This window comes from Teichococcus aestuarii, assembly GCF_042651065.1.
GTDB classification, from domain to species: domain Bacteria; phylum Pseudomonadota; class Alphaproteobacteria; order Acetobacterales; family Acetobacteraceae; genus Pseudoroseomonas; species Pseudoroseomonas aestuarii.
Genome location: NZ_JBHSCH010000086.1, coordinates 1 through 16,725, shown reverse-complemented (window position 1 = coordinate 16,725; position 16,725 = coordinate 1). Strand labels below are relative to the sequence as shown.

Here is a 16,725-nt window from a genome sequence, read left to right as displayed (position 1 = left end):
GGCCCAGTTCGCCGTGCTGTTCGGCGAGCGTTTCACCCGCGCCATGGCCTGAGCGTGTTCAACCGCTCCGCCCTACACGAAATTCCTGACAGTCCCTGGTGCGCCCGGATGCTGGTGCTATCGATCATTTGCAGGAGGTCGGCCTCGCCGCCACCATCGGCCAAGGCTTCGAGCATCACGTCCCACAAGCCCGACGCGGTCCAGCGACGGAACTGGCGGAACACTGAGTTCCAGTTGCCGAGCTCGGCGGGCAGGTCACGCCACGGCGCGCCAGTGCGGGCGATCCAGAAGATGGCGTCGAGCACCCGCCGGTGGTCACGGGCCGGCCTGCCGCCGAGTGGGCTCGCCGACACCACGAAGGGCTCGAAGAAGGACCACTCCTCGTCCGTCAGTAACCCGCGAATCAATGCCGATCTCCATGTCAGAGATCAGCGTGGAACCACGTCCGCGGCCGGCTGGGAATCCCCCTGCAGCCATTTGTCCACGCGACCTAGGCTACATGCATGACAGATGTGGTGCCATGGGCAGGGACCATAGCCACTTCATCTGTCTGTCCTCTCGCACGCGTAGCCAAGCCGTTGATTGCGCGGCACTTGCCAGAAATATCTCGATTTTCTGGTGATGGGTCTGGCTCAGGAACAGGCGGCCGAACTTGAGAAATTGCAACCCACCCACCTTGTTTGTAGGAGATTTGCAGCGATCGGTACAAAATCTGGTCCTGGGGCTTCTAGATCAGCCCTGTTCTGAAAAGCGATCATAGGCGGTGATCCGCCGTACCGGCAGCTTCACCATATAGTCGTAAACTTCCGCCCGCAGACTCGCTGAAGAGGTTGCAGAGTGGTGGACCATCAGCGTTACGGTGGGCTGGAAGGGCAGCCACCCACTTCTTCGCAGAAAATCCAGAAGGCGCTTACTGAGCGGAGTGGAGGTGCCCACACTATGGGCACCCCCTGGTTCCCCGCCTTCCGGGCATCAATCCGATCACTCCACCAGTTCGGCCGGTTCCACCCCCAGCACACGGGCGATGGCGATGATGGCCGCCGCTGAGCCCGGCTTCCGGCCACGCTCGATCTCGCTCAGATACACCGCGTTGACGCCGGCGGCTGTGGCGAGCGCCCGGCCACTCATGCCACGATGCTCGCGCCAGATCCGCACCGGGCTTTCCCCGGCCAGGAGACGCTTTACCAGGTCGGCTGGCAGATAGTCAGCGCGAGCAGCTTCCCGGCCCTCGGCAGCTTCCCTTGCCTCCTGCTGATGGAGGGCAGCGCGGTCCATCGCATCCTCCGCTGCGGCCACCAGGCGCTCGAAGTCGATGCGGGAAAGGGTGACGGTCTCATCCGTCTCGGTGATTGGCTGGATATGGGCCATCAGTCATAGACCTCCCTGCGATGGCCGATGCGGTCCACCACCACTTCGGCATCCTCGATGCGGAACACGGCGCGCCAATCGCCTTGCCGGAGCCGGAAGCGGCCGGGTGGCTCCCCCTGCATGGCGATCACGCTGGGGTGCTGCGCGGCAGGGTCGGCGGCAATGGCTTCCAGCCGCTCCATCATCTGGCCCGCCTCACGCCTGGGCATTGTGCGGAGTGCCTTCACGGCTGAGCGGGAGAAGATCAGCGGCATCAGAGAATGATAGCTAGTAGCTTATCATTATACAAGCTATCAGCTTACTCATGCGCGGACGGACCTGATGCGGAGCATACCGCAGCGACGGTGCCTATTCACGCCCCGAGAAGCGCTCATGGGCCGTGAGGCGCCGCATCGGCAGTTCCACGGCACGGCCATAGATCTCGCTGTGCAGGAAGGTGATTTCCGCCTCCCGATCGGCCTCCACCACATCGCGGTACCAGGCGCGTGGCTGCTGCCGGGCCATGATGCGGTCGACGCGGTGAAGCCGGATCATGATCACCACCTGCAGGATGAGGACCACGATCAGGAGCCCGATCAACAGGACGATGTCATTGGTGTCCATGGTTCGGTGCCTTTGCGGGATACATCCACCTGCTCAGCCAGGCCACTTTGTCAGAGCATCCAGGCCAGGGCCGTCACAACCTGCATCAGGGCAATCATCGCCCAGACCAGGCGAAGCGTCCCTTCCTGCATGGTCGCTACGAAGCCCGAGGCAGCTGCGGTGGCAAAGATCAGCAGTGCAAGGGTCTGATCGTCCATCCGGACAGGATGGCCCAGTCAGCAGCAGCCGGACAACATGCTGCACGCGACAGCCATGCATGGAGGCAGGCACCGCCCTGGCCGGAAGCACGCTACCCGAGAAGCAGTTCTGTCTCCCTGGTTGATCCTTCCTGGTTCCCCTCCTCGAGGGCTTAACCCATCGGCAAAGGATCACCCATCGCCCAGGGTGAAGACAGGAGGGGGCGTGCTGGTTCTTCTTGTGGAGGCCGGATTTCAGGCAAGAAGGCGCCGCCCAGATGCAGGCACGCTAAGCGCCAAGATTATCAGATCAGAGGAGGCCATCATCAGCCGGATACCTCGAACTACCGGCTGTTGCGCGGCCCGGAGAGCAGGATCGTCGCCTCAGGCTGTGACGTGCCTCTGCTGACACGACCGGGTCACCGACTTTGGACGGCGGGTGCCGCTCTCCGTAGGCGCTGTGGGGTTATGCGGGCGCAGTTCGGGTGCTGAGCCAGGCCAGACGGGTGAAGTTGTAGGCCAGATTGGCCATGCCGATCTTCACCTGGGCCCGCGCCAGGCCGATGGTGCGGACGAACAGCGCCATGCGGTGCTTCTGGGCTGCGAAAACATGCTCGATGCCGGAGCGGATCCGGGCGCGTGCGGCATTGGCCTTCGCCTGCTGCTCAGAGAGTTCGCGCCGAGGTGGCCGGCGGAACAGGATGCGTTCGCTCAAGCCGCGCCGCTCCAGGACCTCCAAGTTGCGCCTGGTGCGGTAAGCCGTGTCCGCCCAGACGTGGCTTGCGGTGTTCTCAGGATCCAGCAGCGCCGGAAAGCTGCGGCTGTCATGTTGGGCTGCATCCGTAACGGCCCAGCGGCGGATCAGCCCATGCCGCCGATCGATGCCGATGTGGCTCTTGTAGCCGAAGATGGGCACCGCAATCTGGATAGCTTGGCGCTGCGCACCTTCTGGTTTGGGCTTGGCTCTGCCGCGCTTGAGCGTCCAGCGCGTATCCCGATCCTTCTGCGCCCGCTTGGCACGGGACCAGCCCTCTGGCGTGCCACCCTCCCGGATCGTGGCCTTCTCCTCGATGGTGAGCTTTTGGCGCGGTGCGGCGATGATCGTGGCGTCGATGATCTGCCCGCCCATGGCGAGAAGGCCCTTGGCCGCCAAGGCCTCGTCAAAGCGGCGGAACAGCCCGTCGGTGGCATTCGCCTGCTTGAGCTGTTCGCGGTAGAGCCAGATCGTCTTGGCATCCGGCACTGCCTGGTGCAGGGCCAGCCCCGCGAAGCGCATGAAGCTCAGCCGATCCCGCAACTGGAACTCCGCCTGCTCATCCGAAAGGCTGTAAAGAGCCTGCAGCACCAGGATGCGGAACATCAGCACCGCGTCATAGGGTGGGCGCCCGCCGCGGCTGCGATCCGAGCGCGCCAGCGCCGCATCCAGCACCGGGCGGAAGGTCTCGAAATCCACGACAGCCGCAAGGCGCTCCAGCGGATCACCCGCCGCCGACAAGGCCGCATACCGCTCATCGACATCAAAGAAGCCAGGCTGACCCGCCATTCCACTGCCTCCGCTGAGCCAAGCCAGTGAATCAGATCAGCGTCTCAACAGCGAGGTTTTTAGAGGCGTCCAGCCGCCGACTGGATCAAGATCTAACAGGCCTTAGCCGGAATCCCCCGAATACTTAGCCGCCGCGCCTATACCCCTTTTGTCGGGCGTATTAACATCAACGATGGCACCGCGGCAGCGTTTCTCGAATAGGCTGCAGACCAAGGAAGTAGGTAGAGGAGGTTCAGATAGATGATTCGATATATTGCTCCATTCGCCTCGCTTATGGCCCTTGCTCTTGCGGCGGCGCCTGTAGCCGCCCAAGACGCCGAGGCTGGTCAGCGCGCATTCAATCAATGCCGCGCCTGCCATACAATCAATGAGGGCGCACGCAGCGGTGTTGGCCCCAACCTGCACGGCGTGATCGGGCGCAAGGCCGCCTCCCTTGAAGGATTCCGCTACTCTAAAGCAATGCAGGACAAGGGCGCAGAGGGTTTGGTCTGGAATGAGGAGAGCCTAACTCCCTATCTGCGCAGCCCGCGAGAGGTGGTGCCAGGGACGACGATGTCCTTCCCTGGGCTGAAAGATGAGAAGCGCCTTCAGGATCTTCTCGCTTATCTCAAGCAGCAGAGCTGAAGGAAAGAAAGGTGGGCGAGTCCTCGCCCACCGATGCTCAGGACCCCTAACCCTTGAGGGCCCGGGCCTTAGACAGGTGAGCTTGCAAAACAGGCAGGTGGGCTGCTGCCCAGCGCTTCAGTTCCTCGTTGTCCCCGACCTGCGCGTAGTTGCGGAACAGATCGACCGCTATCAGCGGGGCCTGTGACTGCTGTTGCGTGTAAAGCGCCTGGAAGTTGCCGCCCTGCGCATCGCGGAGCTGGGTGATCCAGGTGCGGTGTTGTTCGCTCATTTCCTGCGGCACCTTTGCGCCTTGTGGCGCATTCTTGCGCAGCTTTTCCATATCCTGCGCATGGGCTGCCAGCACAGCCTGCGCGAAGTTGCGCTGAGCGTCGTCCCGGGACCGCTCCAGCGCCAGTTTCGCCGCTTCTGTCTGAAATATCGCGTGCGAAGCGGCAAGCTCGACGAATTTCGGTGCTGAAAGAACTTCGGAGCCGCGGTGCCCTGCCGTGCCGCTCATCTGCGTGCTTTGTTCCTGCCGGCCGGTGCCGGGTTGCGGCGAGCTCGGCTGACCGGGGCCACTCTGGGCCAGAGCCGGCAAGGAAAGGATTGCAGAGAGCGCTGCCACAAGGGGAAAGCTTTTTCTCATAGCTCGTGCTCCGGAAAGACTGGAAGGGGGCTGACGGCCATCTATGCGGTTCTGCCCAACCCTCCAACCGTACCACCCTCCAGTGGTTGCGTTCATTGTTCCTCAGGCAATTGGCGCAACAGAGAAAGGCGCGAGATGGCACGCCCGGCCAGTGCCTGCAGGCGGCGAACCGTGGCCTCGTCCTGCGCGAGATCGGCCGCCTCCAGATAAGCTTCGGCAGCCTGCTCGGACAGGCGCACCATCTCGCCCAATGCGGCTGAATGTTCGGCAGGAGCGGCCTCCACGGCCATGATGCCTTCAGCTCCGGCCAGAGAACTTGCATCCTGTGCCATCTCAAGCGCCTCTTCGGCCAAGCGTTTGATTTCCGTGGAAGCCTTTCGCTGCTGCCTGGCAAGGGCCGGAAGAAACCTGGCCAGGAGCCGCTCAGCCTCTACCGCCTTCGATGCCAGACGTTGCGGCGCAGGGGTACCCGTGCTGCCGCGGCCTTCCGCATGAAAAGCGCGGCGCCGCTCACGACGCCGCAATGCGGTGCGCTGCAACCCTTCCCGCGCCATATGCTCGGCCGCCGCTTGAACGGCAGGCTCATCCGTGTGGGCGGCGACATAGCTCCAGAACGCGAAGAATCGTTCCTCATCGCGCACGGCCATCGAGAAGACACTATATGGGGAAACGAGTCTCGATGAGGCAGCGTTGCGCGCTTCCTCATCATCGAAGGCTTCAGATGGATTCCACCGTAGATTCGACGAATCGGGCACCGCGCCGATGAGATCGGAGGACCATCTCCGAACATGCTCCGCGTGATTGCGCTTCTCTGCGGCAAGATTCTGGAACAGCTCAGCCAGTTTTTTCCGCGCGGTCGCTGCCATGTGATCCGCTAAATCAGTGTAACGGCGTTCCATATTTTGATCAATTGCCTCTGCGATTGCGAGAAGCTCCGCGAGCGAACGTACAGCTGCGGGAGGTTCACTCTTCAGAAGGAGCATGTCTGTTTCTTTCTTCTAGAATTCGGCAAATAATGAGAATTCCTAAAGGTTGAACGCAATTCTAGACCGTGTCATCCACTGGCTTATCTTGTTGACAGTTTGCGCTGGAGCAAAGAGGCGGCTTTCCGTAGCTGCTATAAACACCAGGGTGGAGAACGCGGGTGATCGGCTTGTCGCGTGGAACTTGGTGTTCTTTCCTTGATCGGGAGGCTGAGTGGCATCACGCCATTCGGCGCTTTTTCGTGGTTCTGTGCCTGTTGCTGGCGGCATGGCCTGCTCCTGCCAGCGCTGCGCGCCTAGCCGATTTCCTGCCCGATCTCGAAGCCGCCAGCATCTTTCCTGGCGCCGACCGGCTCGGCACCCCGCAAGGCGAGCCGCCGCTCGTGCCCGCTTACGCGGGAAACAGGTTGCTCGGCTATGTCTGGTTGAACACCGACGTCACCGACGCGACGGGCTATTCCGGCAAACCGATCCACATTCTGGTTGCGGCCGACACGCAGGGCGTGATCCGGGGCATTCGCCTAGTCGATCACAAGGAACCGATTGTGCTGATCGGCATTCCAGAGCAGCGGATTCTCGCCGCCCTGAACCACCTGATCGGGATGGAAACAGGCCCCATCGCCCGGGCGGAAACGCGCCCGCCGCAAACCGACATCGTCAGCGGCGCGACCGTGACCGTCCTGGTGATGGCCGACAGCGTTGTTCGCTCCGCGATCCGCCTGCATCGCGCGGGCCGGTTTGGTGCCGCATCGGCCGGCGGCGCGGCGGCCCCGGCTCAAGCGCCTGCGGCATTGCCGCCGGCCACGCTGATCCCGGGGCCAGGCGAGGTGCGTGACTGGGAAAGCCTGCTGGGCGATGGCTCTGTTCGCCGGCTGCATCTCTCGGTCGGCGATGTGAACGAGGCTTTTACCCGCCACGACAATCCCGCAGCGGCGGAGAACCCTGAGCCGGGCGCGCCGGACGAAACGTTTATCGATCTTTACGCGGCCCTGGTCACCACTCCCACGATCGGTCGCAGCCTGCTGGGCGACGCCGGCCACGAGCAATTGCTGAGAAGGCTGCGCCCCGGCCAGCACGCCATCCTGGTGGCCGGGGAAGGCATCTACTCCTTCAAAGGCTCCGGCTATGTGCGGGGCGGCATCTTCGATCGCATCGAGCTGTTGCAGGACGGGCGCAGCTTTCGCTTCCGGGACCGTGACCACCAGCGCCTGGGGGACATCGCCGCGGCAGGCGCTCCGTCCCTGCCCGAGATCGCGCTGTTCACCCTGCCGGAAAACTTCAGCCTCGACCCCACCGAGCTCTGGGAATTGCAGCTCCTGGTGCAGCGCGCGATTGGCGTACGGGACAAGGCATTTCTGAGCTTCGAGCTGGGATACCGCCTGCCCGAGCAATATATCAGCCGCCCGCCGGCGCCCGCGGCGGCGCCATTGCCCCCTGCTGCTGCGACGGCGGCGCCGGCCGCCGAGGAAGCACCGCATGATCCGCTGGAGGAGCCGCTTTGGCAGCGGATCTGGCGCGCCAAGACCCTAGATATCGGCATCACCGCGGTAGCATTGATGATCCTGACGGGGATTTTTTTCTTCCAGGACCAACTGGTGCGTCGGCCGCTCTTGTTCCGGTGGGTGAGGCTGGGTTTCCTGTCATGGACGCTTGTATGGCTGGGTTGGTACGCGAATGCGCAGCTATCGGTTGTCAATGTGCTGACATTCAGCAGCTCCCTGCTGACCGGCTTTAGCTGGAACTACTTTCTCACCTCGCCGCTGATTTTCATCCTGTGGTGCGGCGTGGCCGCGGCGCTGATCTTCTGGGGGCGGGGCGTTTTCTGCGGATGGCTCTGCCCTTTCGGCGCGTTGCAGGAATTGCTGTCGGCCGCGGCGCAGAAGCTAAAGGTACCGCAGATCGTCATGCCCTGGGGGCTGCATGAACGGCTGTGGCCGGTCAAATATGTCATCTTCCTGGGGCTGTTCGGCCTCTCGCTGTATTCCGTCACGCTGGCGGAACAGGCGGCCGAGGTGGAGCCTTTCAAGACCGCCATCATCCTGAAGTTCGTACGCGACTGGCCGTTCGCCCTCTATGCTGTCGGGTTGCTGGCCGCCGGATTGTTCATCGAGCGCTTCTTCTGCCGTTATCTCTGCCCGCTCGGTGCCGCGCTTGCCATTCCGGGTCGCCTGCGCACCTTCGAGTGGCTGAAGCGGTGGCCCGAATGCGGTAGCCCCTGCCAGCGCTGCGCCCGCGAATGTCCGGTGCAGAGCATCCATCCCGAGGGCAACATCAACCCGAACGAGTGCATCTACTGCATGCACTGCCAGGAACTCTACCGCGCCGAAGACCGCTGCCCGCACAACATCCAGAAGCGGCTGAAGCGTGAGAAGCAGATCGCGCTGAGCGCGGTACCCTTACCCAGCGCAGGCAAGGGGCCGAAGACTAGCATCACCCGGACAGAGAAAGGTGTGGCGGGAAAGCCCGCCACTTCCAGTCCATGACGAAGGATAAGCACATGTCGGGCGACACGGAAGACAAGGGCATCAACCGGCGCAAGCTGCTTGGCACCACCGCGGCCGTCGGCGTGGCGGGCGCGGCCGTGGGCGCCGGCGTCTCGCAACTGGTTGTTCCGGCAGAGGCGCAGACCCGGCAGCAGCCAGGGCAACAGGCGCGTCCGGGGCAGCAGAGCTACGAGGTGAAGCCCGGGGAGCTCGACGAGTACTATACCTTCTTCTCTTCAGGTCAGTCCGGGGAGCTTCGGATCTACGGCCTGCCCTCGATGCGCGAGCTGATCCGCGTCCCCGTGTTCAACCGCGACAGCGCTACGGGGTGGGGCCAGACCAACGAGAGCCTGAAGGTGCTGACCGAGGGGCTGACCGAGGATTCGAAAGAGTATCTTCGCCGCATCGGCAAGGTGACCTACGACAGCGGTGATCTTCACCACCCGCACCTTTCCTTCACGGACGGGACCTATGACGGGCGCTACCTTTTCGCCAACGACAAGCTGAACACGCGGGTCTGCCGCATCCGCCTCGACGTGATGCGCTGTGACAAGATCATCCAACTCCCGAACCAGCACACGGTGCATGGGCTGCGAGTGCAGAAATACCCGCGCACCGGATATGTCTTCTGCAATGGCGAGGACCGGGTTCCCGTCCCGAATGATGGACGCGACCTCGACAAGCCGGAAAATTACCGCTCCATCTTCACCGCGGTGGATGGCGACACCATGAAGGTCGCCTGGCAGATCATCGTGGATGGCAACCTCGACAACGTGGATGCCGACTACCAGGGCAAATACGCCTTCGCCACCTGCTACAACTCGGAAGGCGGCGTGACGCTGGCCGACATGATGGCAGCGGAGCAGGACTGGGTCGTCATCTTCAACCTGAAGCGCATCGAGGAGGCGGTGAAGCGCGGCGACTACAAGGAGATCGGCGGTGTCCCGGTGTTGGAGGGCGGCAAGGGCTCGCCCTTCACGCGCTACGTGCCGGTGCCCAACAGCCCGCACGGCATCAACACGGCGCCGGACGGCATCCATGTGGTGGCGAATGGCAAGCTTTCGCCCACTGCCACGGTTTTCGACGTCCGCAAGTTCGACGACCTGTTCGAGGACAAGATTCAGCCGCGTGAAACGGTGGTGGCGGAGCCGGAACTGGGCCTCGGCCCGCTGCACACCGCCTTCGACAACAAGGGCAATGCCTATACCACGCTGTTCATCGACAGCCAGGTCTGTAAGTGGAACATCGAGGCGGCGAAGCGCGCCTTCCGTGGCGAGAAGGCCAACTATCTGATCCAGAAGCTGGATGTCCACTACCAGCCCGGCCACAACCACACTTCCATGGGGCAGACCAAGGAGGCGGATGGCAAGTGGCTCATCAGCCTGAACAAATTCTCCAAGGACCGCTTCCTGAATGTGGGGCCTCTGAAGCCGGAGAACGACCAGCTCATTGACATCTCCGGCGACCGCATGCGCCTTGTGCATGACGGCCCGAGCTATGCCGAGCCGCACGACGCCACCATCGTCCACCGTTCCAAGATCAACCCGGTCCACCGCTTCAGCCGCGACGATCCCTTTTTCGCGGATGCGGTGCGGCAGGCCCAGGCGGATGGCGTGGACCTGACGGCCGACAGCAAGGTGGTTCGTGACGGCGAGAAGGTCCGGGTCTACATGACCTCGATGGCGCCGCAATTCGGGCTCGAGGAGTTCCGCGTCCGACAGGGCGAGGAAGTCACGGTCTATGTCACCAACATCGACGACGTCGAGGACCTGACTCACGGCTTCGCCATCATCAACTACGGCATCAGCATGGAAGTCCCGCCGCAGGCCACGGCCTCTGTGACCTTCCGGGCGGAGCGGCCGGGCGTCTACTGGTATTTCTGCACCTGGTTCTGCCACGCCATGCACATGGAGATGAAGGGTCGCATGCTGGTGGAGGCGCAGAGCACGTAATGCTGCGCGCCGGTCTCCTTCCGGCCCTCTTTGTCGCGGCGGTTCTGCCCGCCGCGGCGCGTCCTCTCGCGCCAGGAGAAGATGTGCAGGCGGCGGTGGAGACTGCGGCCGTGGGCGAGGTGCTGGAGCTGCTGCCCGGCCTTCATCACGGCCCGGTGCTGCTCGACCGTCCCGTCACGCTGGCGGGGCGGGAAGGCGCGGTGCTGGAAGGGCCAGGACAGGGCAGCATCGTCACTGTCACGGCCGAGGGCGCCGCCGTGCGCGGCCTGCTGCTGCGCGGCTCCGGCTCCGATGTTCCAGGCATGGACAGCGCTGTGCTGCTGCGCCAATCCGCGAAGCGAGCCGTGGTCGAAGGCAACCGGATGGAAGGCAATCTTTTCGGCGTCTATGTCCACGGCGCGGAAGGAGCAGTGGTGCGTGGCAACACCATCCTCGGGCGCGCGGGCGGGCGGATGGCAGAGCATGGCGATGGCGTCGCGGTCTGGAACGCGCCCGGCGCGCGGATCGAGAGCAACGACATCCGCTTCGGGCGCGACGGCATCTTCGTCAAGACCAGCAAGCAGAACATCTTCACCGGAAACCGTCTCCGCGATCTGCGCTTTGGTGTCCACTACATGTACACCAACAACAGCGAGGTTAGTGGCAACATCTCCAGCGGCAATCATGTCGGCTACGCCATCATGTTCTCGCAGCGCCTGTCGGTGCGCGATAACATCTCGGAAGGAGACCGCGACCATGGGCTGCTGTTCAACTATGCCAATGGGTCGACCATCACGAACAATTGGGTGATCGGCCAGACCGCTGCCACGGATCGCCGCGCGGAAGACCAGGTGGACCGGGAGCATGCCGTGCCCGTCGGCGACGAGGTCAGCGGTGTGGCACCGACGAAATGCGTCTTCATCTACAATGCCAACCGCAACCACTTCACCGGCAACCGCTTCGAAGGCTGCGGCATCGGCGTCCATTTCACGGCCGGCTCGGAGGGCAACGAGATCACAGGAAACGCTTTCATCGGCAACCGCACCCAGGTGAGATATGTCGGTACGCGGCACCTGGACTGGTCACGGGCGGGGCGGGGCAATTACTGGTCCGACAACGCGGCCTTCGATCTGGACCGCGATGGCATCGCCGATGCCGCGTATCGCCCGAACGATCTGGTGGACCGCGTGCTGTGGGTGGCGCCGAGCGCCAAAATTCTGCTGAACAGCCCGGCCGTCCAGGTGCTGCGCTGGGCGCAGTCCCAGTTCCCCGCCATCCTGCCGGGCGGGGTGGTGGATAGCCGTCCCCTGGTCACGCCGCCCCCGCTGCCCGAAGCGGCGCCAGGATGGCCGCGATGAAGGCCGATCTGCCGTTGATCGGGCTGGAAGGCGTGGCCAAGCGTTACGGCGCGGTGGAGGCGGTGCGCGATGTCTCCTTCTCCCTGCCAGCCGGCGCCCGCGTCGCGCTGGTGGGCCATAACGGCGCCGGCAAGACCACGCTGATGAAGCTGATGCTGGGGCTGATCCGCCCCAGCGCCGGCCGACTGCATGTGCTGGGCCAGGACCCCGCCGAGGGCGCGGCCGAGACGCGCCGCCGCCTCGGCTGGCTGCCTGAGAATGTCACCTTCAACCCCGCGCTGACGGGGCGCGAGCTGCTGTGTTTCTTTGCCCGGCTGAAGGGCGAGCCGGTCAGCGGCGCGGATGCGCTGCTGGAGCGCGTGGGGCTCGGCGCCGCCTCGCGCCGGCGCGTCGGCGGCTATTCCAAGGGCATGCGCCAGCGCCTCGGCTTGGCCCAGGCGCTGCTCGGCAGCCCCCGCGCGCTGCTGCTGGACGAGCCGACCACGGGCCTCGACCCGGAAGTGCGCCAGGGCCTTTACAGCATGTTGTCGGATCTGGCGGAGGGCGGCACCACGGTGCTCCTGTCCTCCCACGCGCTGGAGGAGCTGGAGGGGCAGGTGGAGCGCGTCGTCATCCTGGACCATGGCAGCGTGGTGGCGGATGGTACCGTGGCGGAGCTGCGCCGGCTGGCGCGCCTGCCGATCCGCCTGCGGCTGACCCTCGCGGGCGAGGAAGCGCCGGAATGGTTCGGCCCCGCCGGGGCCGTGCGGCAGCCCGGCCCCGGCTTTTTCGAAGTTTCCTGCACGCCGGAGGCGAAGATGGAACTGCTGCGCCAGGCCACCGGGGACCGGCGCATCGCCGACCTCGACCTGCTGCCGCCGACGCTGGACGAATTGTACAGCCATTTCCTCCGTCTCCGGCAGGAGGCCGCGCGATGAGGGGCGTGCTTCTGGTCGCCGGCAAGGAGATCCGTGAGGGGATGCGGAACCGCTGGGTGCTGGCCGCGACGCTGCTTCTGGCGGCGCTGGCGCTCACCCTGACCTTTCTCGGCGCGGCGCCGGCGGGGCGGGTCGGCGCCAGCGCGCTGGACGTGGTGGTGGTCAGCCTTTCCAGCCTTTCGGTCTTTCTGCTGCCGCTGATCGCCCTGCTGATCTCACATGACGCCATCGTGGGGGAGATGGAGCGCGGCACCATGCTGCTGCTGTTGAGCTACCCACTGGCGCGCTGGCAGGTGGTGCTGGGCAAGTTCCTGGGCCATCTCGCCATCCTCGCCGTCGCGACCATCCTGGGCTACGGCGCCGCCGCCCTCGCCCTGGCCCTGACGGGGCCGGCGATCGCGCCGGCAAGCTGGCAGGCCTTCGCGCTGATGATCGGCTCATCGGTCCTGCTGGGCGCGGCCTTCGTCGCGCTCGGCTACCTGGTCAGCGCCCTGGTGCGGGACCGCGGCACCGCCGCCGGCATCGCGGTCGGGCTCTGGCTCCTGATGGTGCTGATCTGGGATATGGCGCTGCTCGGCCTCCTCGTCGCGGACCAGGGCGAGAGCGTCACCGCCGGGATGCTGGACCTGCTGCTGCTGCTGAACCCGACAGATGCTTATCGCCTGTTCAATCTCGCCGGCCTGGCCGATGTCAGGATGCTGTCCGGCATGGCGGCGCTGGCCGGAAACAGCGCGCTCTCGGCCCCCGTTCTGCTCGCAGCCCTCGTCGGCTGGGCGCTAGTCCCGCTGCTCGCCGCCGCCGCCGTTTTCGCCAGGAGGGAACTATGACTCTAGCCTCCACAGTGCTCCGCCAAGGCTCCTTGCCGGCGGCACCGGTCCCCGCGCGGCACCGTGCTTCGGCCCTTGCCCGCGGGAAAGCCCTGCTGTCCGCCCTGGCGCTTGCGGGCTGCCTCGCCCTGGCCAACTGCGATGACCAGGAAAGCGCCGCCGCGCCGCCGCCGCCCGTCGCGCTCACGCAGGAGGCCATGGGCCATTACTGCGGCATGGCGCTGGTGGAGCATCCGGGCCCCAAGGGCCAGATCCTGTTGCGGGGCGATGAGCGCCCGGTCTGGTTCTCCTCCGCGCGGGACACGATCGCCTTCACCCTACTGGGCGAGGAGGCCAAGAGCATCCGAGCCATCTATGTCTCGGACATGGGCAAGGCGGAAAGCTGGGAGCAGCCGGGTGCCGCCAACTGGGTGGAAGCCCGGGGCGCCTTCTTTGTCCTCGGCAGCAACCGCCGGGGCGGCATGGGCGCGGAGGAGGCGGTGCCCTTCTCGGACCGCGCGGCGGCCGAGCGCTTCGCGACCGAGCATGGCGGCGCGGTGCGAAGCTTCGCGGAAGTGCCGCCCGACTGGGTTCTGGGCGATGGCGCCGCCCCCCAGGCGGGGCCGGAAGCCGGGCCCGCTCCTTCTGGCGGTGCTGAACACCGCCACACGCATTGAGGATTGGCCCCATGCAGCCTGCTGCCTCTCGCCGCCGGGTCCTTGGCATTTTCGCCGCAGCGGCCGGTTTCGGCCTGCCGGGAATCGGCGCCACGCGCGCCGAAGCTCCCCTCCTCACCTGGACGGGCCCTGTTCTCGGCGCCACAGGTTCAATCATGCTGCATCACCCGGACCGCATCGCGGCTGAGCGGCTGGTGGCCCGATGCGTCGCCGAGATCCGGCGGCTGGAAGCGCTGTTCAACCTTTGGCAGGCGGAAAGCCAGCTTTCGGCCCTAAACCGGCGCGGTATGCTGGTGGCGCCGGCGCCCGAGATGGTGGATCTGCTGACCACGGCGAAGCAGGTCGCGGCATGGAGCGACGGGGTCTTCGACCCCACCGTCCAACCCCTCTGGCTGCTTTACCGCGACCACTTCGCGGCTGAGGGCGCGGACCCCCAAGGACCCTCCCCGCACGCGCTTGCGGAGGCGCTATCACTTGTGGATCACCGGCGGCTAGTGGTGTCGCCGGATCGCATCCTGCTGACCCGGCGTGGCATGGCGGTCACGCTGAACGGCATTGCCCAGGGTTATCTGACGGACCGCATTGTGGACCTGCTGCGTGGAGGCGGGGTGGCCCAGACATTGGTGGATATGGGAGAGGCAAGGGGAGTGGGGCGCCATCCCTCAGGCCGACCCTGGCGGGCGTCGCTGGAGAACCCGGCGGCGTCGGATCACCCTTGGGCGGAACTGGACCTGACGGACCGTGCGCTAGCCACTTCTGCCGATAGCGGCTTCGTCTTTGACGGCGCCGGCCGTTTTACCCATCTGCTGGATCCGTGCAGCGGCCAGAGCCCGCGCCGATACCGTACGGTTTCGGTTCTGGCACCGGAGGCCACTATGGCCGACGCCTTTTCCACGGCCTTCGCTCTGATGCCTGAACCCGCCATTGCGGCAGCGCTGTGTGGCAGGCCGGATGTGGAGGCGCATCTTTTGCGCCCCGACGGCTCTACGGCGCTGCTGCACGGCACATAACGGCCTCACCGGCGGCGAACGACCGTCACGGCGGTCAAAATCGTCGCCATGGTCCAGAGCACTGCGGCAGTAGCCCAGCCCGATCCAGCTGGACCAAGGGCTCGCACTAGCGCAGCCAAGCCTATGAGGATGGCGATCCCTATTGCGCTGCGAACAGGCATCGGCCGGACTTCCCGCTGCGCACTGACCCGTAGGATCATCACCAGAGTAGTGCCACCGATGCCGCCGATCGTTGCCAGATGCAGGGCTGCGGTCTCTGGCCATTGCAAGAACCCACCAGCCGCGGCAGCCCAGGCGAGAAGTCCGACACACAGCCAAGCCTGCCCCGCTGCGAGCGCAAGCACATCCCCGGCGCTTTGTTGCAATCCCGGTGCCCAAAGCACTAACCGAACGCCAATCAACACTGCACCTATTGCCAATAGGGCGGGGCCGATTGGCCGTTCTACAGCAATAGCCTCCGTCGCGAAGCCTGCAGCTAAACAAACAAGTAGCGCCTGGTCTAATGCCGGGCGTGGCGCGATGCGCGGCTTGCCTGCGCGTTGCGCTGCCCCAGACGCTGCGGCACCGACCAAACGGCCACCCATAGCGGCAATGAGCATGATGACGAGACCAAGACCAAACCAGTTCCCGATATCGGCGCCGTGCTGCAACAGTCCTAGCTCGCCGCATTGGAACGTCGCATCCGCAATGAGGAAGCCGCTAAGCAGGATCGGAAATACCAAGCTGCCCCACCGCTTAGCTGCACGGAGAAAGGCAAATGCAGCAGGCAGCACGATAGCCGCTGTCGCCAGAAGTGAAAGGAAAGCCCGCACTAGATCCGGCACTGCGGGCACCACATAGGTCAAGCGCGACGCACACCAAGCCAGGGTGATCGCCGCCAGTGCCGGACCAGAAAGACGCGTCAGCAGGAATCCTGCGATGACCGCCAAGGCGTGGCCGAAAACCATTTCATGCGCGTGCCACAATGGGCCGCCGCTAGCCGGCCAAGCTGCGAGACCCCAGGTGAGAATCCCGAGTCCTCCTTGGGCTAAGGCAAGACCAAACAGAACGCGATGAGTTGAGGAAGACAATCTGGTTCCATCCAAGGCTAGGTATTGTTTGAAATGGACGCAGCGGTAGCTCAGGGCAATCCTTGAGCTACTTCGGCGGCACCAACCCGCGCATCGGAGTCTGATTGGCCGTCGTCTCGCGCCGCCGCGTCCTTCCCTGCGCAACCCAGTTAGCCGGACACCGCTGCACGCTTCAGGATGTCCCGCTCCTGGCGGAGGATCTCGTTCTCCCGCCGCAGCCGCTTCAGCTCGGCCGCGACCTCTTCCTGCCCAGGCCGTCCGGGCTCATCGAGCAGCCGATCCCAGCTCCGGCTGATCCACCGGACCAGCGTCGACAAACCAATCCCGAGATCCTCGGCGATCTCACGCTGGCTCCTCCCGCTCGTTCGGACCAGCCGGACCGCCTCGTCCTCAAATTCCTTCGTGAACCGTCTCTGCTGCGTCATGGAGTTCCTCTTGCCTCATCAGGAACCTGACCTGCCCCCTTAAAAGTGTACCGCCGCTGATGTGAGATTAGCGGGACGCGGAGGGGAGGAGGTTGAGATGGCGAGGAAGCAGCACAAACCGGA

At 64.8% G+C, this 16,725-nt stretch carries 17 protein-coding genes and 1 pseudogene; 8 read left to right on the top strand and 10 right to left on the bottom strand.

Going from position 1 to position 16,725, the window contains the following annotated elements; all coding sequences use genetic code 11:
- Positions 1 to 32: 32 nt before the first annotated feature.
- The 6 genes from ACFOY6_RS21620 to ACFOY6_RS21595 all read right to left on the bottom strand — a co-directional run bounded on the left by ACFOY6_RS21620 (position 33) and on the right by ACFOY6_RS21595 (position 3,690).
- Positions 33 to 407 (bottom strand): IS5 family transposase, encoded by a 375-nt coding sequence (locus tag ACFOY6_RS21620; RefSeq protein ID WP_379652215.1) that lies wholly within the window; start codon positions 405 to 407, stop codon positions 33 to 35.
- Between the two features lie 574 nt (positions 408 to 981).
- Positions 982 to 1,368: a helix-turn-helix domain-containing protein gene (locus ACFOY6_RS21615; RefSeq protein WP_379640411.1), complete on the bottom strand. Its 387-nt coding sequence runs from the start codon at positions 1,366 to 1,368 to the stop codon at positions 982 to 984.
- Entirely contained in the window at positions 1,368 to 1,622 is a 255-nt protein-coding gene (locus ACFOY6_RS21610) for a type II toxin-antitoxin system RelE family toxin (protein ID WP_109519242.1), read from the bottom strand. Before ACFOY6_RS21610 ends, ACFOY6_RS21615 begins: the two co-directional genes overlap by 1 nt.
- 94 nt (positions 1,623 to 1,716) lie before the next feature.
- Positions 1,717 to 1,971, bottom strand: a complete 255-nt coding sequence (locus ACFOY6_RS21605; RefSeq protein ID WP_379640410.1) for a hypothetical protein — start codon at positions 1,969 to 1,971, stop codon at positions 1,717 to 1,719.
- A gap of 50 nt (positions 1,972 to 2,021) precedes the next feature.
- Entirely contained in the window at positions 2,022 to 2,168 is a 147-nt protein-coding gene (locus ACFOY6_RS21600) for a hypothetical protein (protein WP_379640409.1), read from the bottom strand.
- 445 nt (positions 2,169 to 2,613) lie between these two features.
- Positions 2,614 to 3,690 carry an IS5 family transposase gene (locus ACFOY6_RS21595; protein WP_379640408.1) on the bottom strand — a complete coding sequence of 359 codons (1,077 nt, stop codon included), beginning with the start codon at positions 3,688 to 3,690 and terminating at the stop codon, positions 2,614 to 2,616.
- Between the two features lie 240 nt (positions 3,691 to 3,930).
- On the opposite strand from ACFOY6_RS21595, the gene ACFOY6_RS21590 reads away from it, so the two are divergent.
- Positions 3,931 to 4,314, top strand: a complete 384-nt coding sequence (locus tag ACFOY6_RS21590) for a c-type cytochrome (protein WP_379640407.1) — start codon at positions 3,931 to 3,933, stop codon at positions 4,312 to 4,314.
- 46 nt (positions 4,315 to 4,360) lie between these two features.
- On the opposite strand, the gene ACFOY6_RS21585 is transcribed toward ACFOY6_RS21590, so the two are convergent.
- Together ACFOY6_RS21585 and ACFOY6_RS21580 are read right to left on the bottom strand one after the other, a co-directional pair.
- On the bottom strand, positions 4,361 to 4,813 hold the full coding sequence (locus tag ACFOY6_RS21585) for a DUF4142 domain-containing protein (protein ID WP_176559927.1): 453 nt from the start codon (positions 4,811 to 4,813) through the stop codon (positions 4,361 to 4,363).
- A 221-nt stretch (positions 4,814 to 5,034) separates the two neighbouring features.
- A complete protein-coding gene (locus tag ACFOY6_RS21580; RefSeq protein ID WP_379652214.1) occupies positions 5,035 to 5,925 on the bottom strand; it encodes a ferritin-like domain-containing protein in 891 nt (296 codons plus the stop codon).
- Positions 5,926 to 6,086: 161 nt separating this feature from the next.
- Here ACFOY6_RS21580 and ACFOY6_RS21575 point away from each other — a divergent pair, with 161 nt between their 5' ends.
- Genes ACFOY6_RS21575 through ACFOY6_RS21545 form a run of 7 tightly spaced genes read left to right on the top strand, consistent with a single transcriptional unit; the run spans position 6,087 to position 15,107 of the window.
- Complete coding sequence (locus ACFOY6_RS21575) at positions 6,087 to 8,408, top strand: 4Fe-4S binding protein (RefSeq protein WP_379652213.1); 2,322 nt, start codon at positions 6,087 to 6,089, stop codon at positions 8,406 to 8,408.
- A 14-nt stretch (positions 8,409 to 8,422) separates the two neighbouring features.
- On the top strand, positions 8,423 to 10,360 hold the full coding sequence (gene nosZ, locus ACFOY6_RS21570) for a TAT-dependent nitrous-oxide reductase (protein ID WP_099097057.1): 1,938 nt from the start codon (positions 8,423 to 8,425) through the stop codon (positions 10,358 to 10,360).
- Positions 10,360 to 11,697: a nitrous oxide reductase family maturation protein NosD gene (locus tag ACFOY6_RS21565; RefSeq protein ID WP_379640399.1), complete on the top strand. Its 1,338-nt coding sequence runs from the start codon at positions 10,360 to 10,362 to the stop codon at positions 11,695 to 11,697. The genes nosZ and ACFOY6_RS21565 overlap by 1 nt, the downstream gene beginning before the upstream one ends.
- Positions 11,694 to 12,614, top strand: a complete 921-nt coding sequence (locus ACFOY6_RS21560; RefSeq protein WP_099097059.1) for an ABC transporter ATP-binding protein — start codon at positions 11,694 to 11,696, stop codon at positions 12,612 to 12,614. The genes ACFOY6_RS21565 and ACFOY6_RS21560 overlap by 4 nt, the downstream gene beginning before the upstream one ends.
- Positions 12,611 to 13,441 carry an ABC transporter permease subunit gene (locus tag ACFOY6_RS21555; RefSeq protein ID WP_099097060.1) on the top strand — a complete coding sequence of 277 codons (831 nt, stop codon included), beginning with the start codon at positions 12,611 to 12,613 and terminating at the stop codon, positions 13,439 to 13,441. Before ACFOY6_RS21560 ends, ACFOY6_RS21555 begins: the two co-directional genes overlap by 4 nt.
- Complete coding sequence (locus tag ACFOY6_RS21550) at positions 13,438 to 14,097, top strand: nitrous oxide reductase accessory protein NosL (RefSeq protein ID WP_149814109.1); 660 nt, start codon at positions 13,438 to 13,440, stop codon at positions 14,095 to 14,097. Before ACFOY6_RS21555 ends, ACFOY6_RS21550 begins: the two co-directional genes overlap by 4 nt.
- A gap of 11 nt (positions 14,098 to 14,108) precedes the next feature.
- Positions 14,109 to 15,107: an FAD:protein FMN transferase gene (locus tag ACFOY6_RS21545; protein ID WP_379652211.1), complete on the top strand. Its 999-nt coding sequence runs from the start codon at positions 14,109 to 14,111 to the stop codon at positions 15,105 to 15,107.
- 5 nt (positions 15,108 to 15,112) lie between these two features.
- Here the strand turns inward: ACFOY6_RS21545 and ACFOY6_RS21540 are convergent, their stop codons facing one another.
- Positions 15,113 to 16,177 (bottom strand): NnrS family protein, encoded by a 1,065-nt coding sequence (locus ACFOY6_RS21540; protein ID WP_161600965.1) that lies wholly within the window; start codon positions 16,175 to 16,177, stop codon positions 15,113 to 15,115.
- 164 nt (positions 16,178 to 16,341) lie between these two features.
- A pseudogene (locus tag ACFOY6_RS21535) lies at positions 16,342 to 16,602 on the bottom strand (transposase); the annotation flags it as partial.
- Between the last annotated feature and the right edge of the window lie 123 nt (positions 16,603 to 16,725).